At 38.5% G+C, this 4,037-nt stretch carries 5 protein-coding genes; all 5 read left to right on the top strand.

Features of this window, described 5'->3' with window-relative positions:
- The first annotated feature begins 431 nt into the window (after nt 1-431).
- The 5 genes from FJR05_RS02720 to FJR05_RS02740 all read left to right on the top strand — a co-directional run bounded on the left by FJR05_RS02720 (nt 432) and on the right by FJR05_RS02740 (nt 3,993).
- On the top strand, nt 432-1,406 hold the full coding sequence (locus FJR05_RS02720) for a sucrase ferredoxin (RefSeq protein WP_168642699.1): 975 nt from the start codon (nt 432-434) through the stop codon (nt 1,404-1,406).
- Nucleotides 1,407-1,537: 131 nt separating this feature from the next.
- Nucleotides 1,538-1,906 (top strand): YtxH domain-containing protein, encoded by a 369-nt coding sequence (locus FJR05_RS02725; RefSeq protein WP_168642700.1) that lies wholly within the window; start codon nt 1,538-1,540, stop codon nt 1,904-1,906.
- 11 nt (nt 1,907-1,917) lie between these two features.
- Nucleotides 1,918-2,331: a hypothetical protein gene (locus FJR05_RS02730; protein WP_168642701.1), complete on the top strand. Its 414-nt coding sequence runs from the start codon at nt 1,918-1,920 to the stop codon at nt 2,329-2,331.
- Nucleotides 2,332-2,448: 117 nt separating this feature from the next.
- Entirely contained in the window at nt 2,449-3,258 is an 810-nt protein-coding gene (locus tag FJR05_RS02735; protein WP_168642702.1) for a TPM domain-containing protein, read from the top strand.
- 105 nt (nt 3,259-3,363) lie between these two features.
- Nucleotides 3,364-3,993 carry a precorrin-8X methylmutase gene (locus FJR05_RS02740; protein WP_168642703.1) on the top strand — a complete coding sequence of 210 codons (630 nt, stop codon included), beginning with the start codon at nt 3,364-3,366 and terminating at the stop codon, nt 3,991-3,993.
- Nucleotides 3,994-4,037 lie beyond the last annotated feature (44 nt).

Here is a 4,037-nt window from a genome sequence, read left to right on the forward strand (position 1 = left end):
CTATCCCTGTTACTTCCTAATTCCTTTTTAGTGGGGGAGTGTGAACAGTTACTTCTGTAGAATTCACCTAAATAAATCATTAGATTAGGCTAGAATCAAAATATATGATTAGTTTAATATGAAGACTCACGGCTTTATATTTTTTTAGTAACCAATTGAGAATATTTCGCAATATGGATAAATTAGGATATAATTTACTAACTGCTAAATCTATGGCATTCGGTATCCATCAAACAAGTCATAAATTAGCCGTAACTATTTAAAAATAACTCCTGTAAATTATAAAATAATGCTGTATTTTTAATTATTGTATCTTTTTGAATAGTTTTTGACATGATTTTTTGAATAGGATTTATTTAAGCACAACCAACTTTAAAAATCAGAATTTTCTCTCAACATTGACCATTAAATTTCTACTTGAGTAAGTGTAAATGAATAAACTTTTTTGTGCAGATAATTCACGGGAAATTCAAGAAGATATCATTGGTAGTGCCACCAACTACCAAACCTACATTTTAATAGAATGTCCTACCCCTTGGGTTTATGAAGCCTTTGAATCTAAATGGGTACCAGATAACTTACGCAGTTTAATAGAAGAAGTAAACCGCGCCCAACTACCAATTCGGTTTCTATTAATTGCCAATGATGAATCCCATAAAGTCCAAGAAACAACCCTATTAATTTATCAACAGCAACAGGGATTAAGTCAAGGATACCGAAAACAAGAATTTAAATTACCAAATATTGAACAAGTCGCCGGCATTGTCAGTAAATGGTTAGCAGGGGTGAGTGTTGATTATGAAATAGAATCTAGTATTACCAGAGATATCTTAATATGTACTCATGGTAGCCATGATCAATGTTGTGCTAGATATGGCAATCCTTTTTACTTTTACTCTCAAAATATAATTGCTGATTTACAGTTAAATCACATCAGGATTTGGAAATCAAGTCACTTTGGTGGACATAGATTTGCTCCCACAGCCATAGATTTTCCCCAAGGAAGATATTATGGCATCCTCGATCAAGATACTTTTAAATCAATTCTCACCCATACTGGGGATATACAATGTTTGCATAAAGTTTATCGTGGTTGGGGAATATTACCAAATCCTCTCCAAATCTTAGAAAGAGAACTCATGCTGCGGTTAGGTTGGGATTGGTTTAACTATCAAATAACAGGTAAGATCATCGAAAAAAGCTTAGATAATCATACAATTATTGGTGAGTTAAGTTTTGAACAACCTGCCGGTACTTTCTACACTTATCAAGCCAAACTTATAAAAGATGATGTAAAAACACAAACAGTTAAGGTTTCTTGTCATGCTTCCAAAGAGACAGTATGTTTGAAATATGCTATCTCTAATCTTTGGCTTGTAGCGAAGAAAGTGGCAACTTATAGTTAAGATAGAGGAGTCAGGAGTCAGAAGGAAGAAAGAAAGAAGAAGGAAGAAGGAAGAAGGAAGGAATAAAGAGGTAGGAGTGAAAATAACATCTTTTTATAAAATTAAGTTTTATGGAGTAGAAAAATTAAAAAATGTCTAAAAACCGTTCTGGAATCTTTATTGGTGGTTTGATGTTAGGAGCAGCTATTGGCACTTTAGCCGGTTTACTAATTGCTCCCCGCACAGGCCGCGAAACCCGTAAACTAATTAAAAAATCTGCCAATGCTATCCCCGAATTAGCGGAAGATATTTCTACCAGTGTCCAAATTCAGGCAGATCGTCTTTCTAGTAGCACCATAGAAAACTGGGAAGACACTGTGGATAGATTGCGAGAAGCGATCGCAGTTGGCATAGATGCTACCCAGCGCGAAAGCCAAAGTTTCCACAAACCAAATACTGTTGATATCAGCAGCACCCCAGACAACACCGATTCCCTGACTGAAAAACTAGAACCTTCATAAATGCCATAACCGTGACTGATCCTTTATTTTGGCTGGGACTATCCATCCTCCTAGTTACTGCCAGTCTAACAACCGTTTTAGTGGCAACCATCCCCGCTTTGCAGGAATTAGCCCGTGCCGCTCGTAGTGCCGAAAAATTATTTGACACCCTTTCACGAGAGTTACCACCCACTCTCAACGCCATTCGCAACACCAGCATAGAAATAACAGACTTAACCGAAGATGTTAGTGAAGGTGTCAAAAGTGCAGGTCAAGTTGTTAAACAATTTGATCAAAGCCTGGACAATGCCAAAAAACAAGCAGAAAGTATGCAAATCGGCACTCGTAGCGTCTTAGTTGGCTTTAAAGCCGCTTGGAAAAATTTCACACACCCAAAAAATACCAAGAAAAATACAAAGACACTCATCAATCCAAAAATCGAATGAGAAACTACCTAAATATTAGAGTAAAGTAAAGAAGTGTAAAGAAGTATCACTTTTACATTACGCTTTAAAAAGCACTTGTTACATTATCCTTCTGAATTTTATAGTATAAAAACGTTCATGCACCTGTGTTTTTGGCGACGAATTTTAGTCTCAATTGCCGCATTTTGCTTTATTAGCTCAATTTGGGCAATTAATTCCCCATCAGCCCTAGCTTATGAAAATCCCGATTTACTACCTAGCTTTGTAACACCAGTAGTAGATTTAGCAAAAACTCTCCCTGACCCCCAGGAAGAAAAGCTAGTTCAAGAATTAGAACAGTTTGAAACTGACACTGGTTGGAAACTGCGCGTCTTAACTCAGTACGATCGCACTCCAGGTAGAGCAGTAATTAAATATTGGGGTTTAGATGATAAGAGTATTCTCCTGGTAGCAGATGCTCGTGGTGGTAACATCCTCAGCTTTAGTGTGGGTGATGCAGTTTATAAATTCTTACCTCGCACCTTCTGGATTGAACTACAAACCCGCTTTGGTAATCTATACTTTGTGCGTGAAGAAGGAGAAGATCAAGCCATTCTCCAGGCTCTAGCTTCAGTTAAAGGTTGTTTACTCAAAGGTGGTTGTAACGTCGTTCCTGGGCTACCTAGAGAACAATGGATACTCACCCTTGTTACCTCCGCTGTGGGCGGGATTATTTGTGGCTTTGCAGCCCAACCTCGTGACGATAAAAAAATAGTTGCTTGGCAATGGGCATTAATTTTCTCACCTTTATGGGGGATGTTATTTATTGCCTTCGGTATTGCTCCAGTTATTACCCGTACAAGTGATTGGTTGCCTCTAGTCCGCAATATTTCCGCTTTTGCCATTGGTGCTTTAGTAGCTTATTTATCTCCCATGCTGAATCGGACTTTCCCCGGCGCTGAATCCTGAAAAGTGACTGGGGAATAGGGATTAGGAAGGGAAATTTGCAATTTTACAGTTCAAAATCCAAAATGCTGATAAGCTGAAAGCTAATATATAAGAAGCTAAATAGCAATGGAATGGCACGTAACTGATGCTCAAAGTTTGGCAACTATTGATAATGAAATTGGTGATCATGTTTTTTCACCAGCAGAATATGAAATTGTCCGTCGCGTAGTTTATGCTACAGGCGACCTTGAGTATAAATTCTTGATTCGGTTTTCAGAACAAGCACTACAAGCTGGAGCAGCAGCCTTAGCTGCGCGAACTACTATCGTGGTAGATGCGCCAATGGTACAAGTTGGTATATCCCACGATATTCAAAATACGTTTGCTAATCCAGTATATTGCAGTATGGAAGCACTAACACGACCCCAAAAGGAAAAAACCCGTGCAGCTTGGGGCATTGAAACTCTAGCTAGGCGTTATCCAGAGGGGATATTTGTCGTTGGTCAAGCACAAACAGCATTAACTTCACTGGTGGAATTAATTGAAGCGGAAGAAATTAGACCCACTTTAATAGTTGCTACTCCAGCAGGTTTTATCAATTCAAAAATTGCAAAAGAAAGATTACAAGAATCCTTAGTTCCTTATATTACTGTTGAAGGTCGCAAGGGTAACGCTGTGGTAGCTGCTGCTATTGTTGATGGTTTGGTGGATTTGGCTTGGCAAGCTTATGGACAGGATAGAAATGTAGGGGGATGATGTAGGGCAGGGAGCAGGGGGAGTAGGGGGATGAATCTAAATGG

The sequence above is a fragment of the Dolichospermum sp. UHCC 0259 genome (genome assembly GCF_009711935.1).
In the GTDB taxonomy this organism is placed as follows: domain Bacteria; phylum Cyanobacteriota; class Cyanobacteriia; order Cyanobacteriales; family Nostocaceae; genus Dolichospermum.

Excerpts from the sequence above, each read along its gene's own strand:
- FJR05_RS02720 (WP_168642699.1), top strand. The coding sequence starts at position 432 with ATGAATAAACTTTTTTGTGCAGATAATTCACGGGAAATTCAAGAAGAT.
- FJR05_RS02725 (WP_168642700.1), top strand. The coding sequence starts at position 1,538 with ATGTCTAAAAACCGTTCTGGAATCTTTATTGGTGGTTTGATGTTAGGA.
- FJR05_RS02735 (WP_168642702.1), top strand. The coding sequence starts at position 2,449 with ATGCACCTGTGTTTTTGGCGACGAATTTTAGTCTCAATTGCCGCATTT.
- FJR05_RS02740 (WP_168642703.1), top strand. The coding sequence starts at position 3,364 with ATGGAATGGCACGTAACTGATGCTCAAAGTTTGGCAACTATTGATAAT.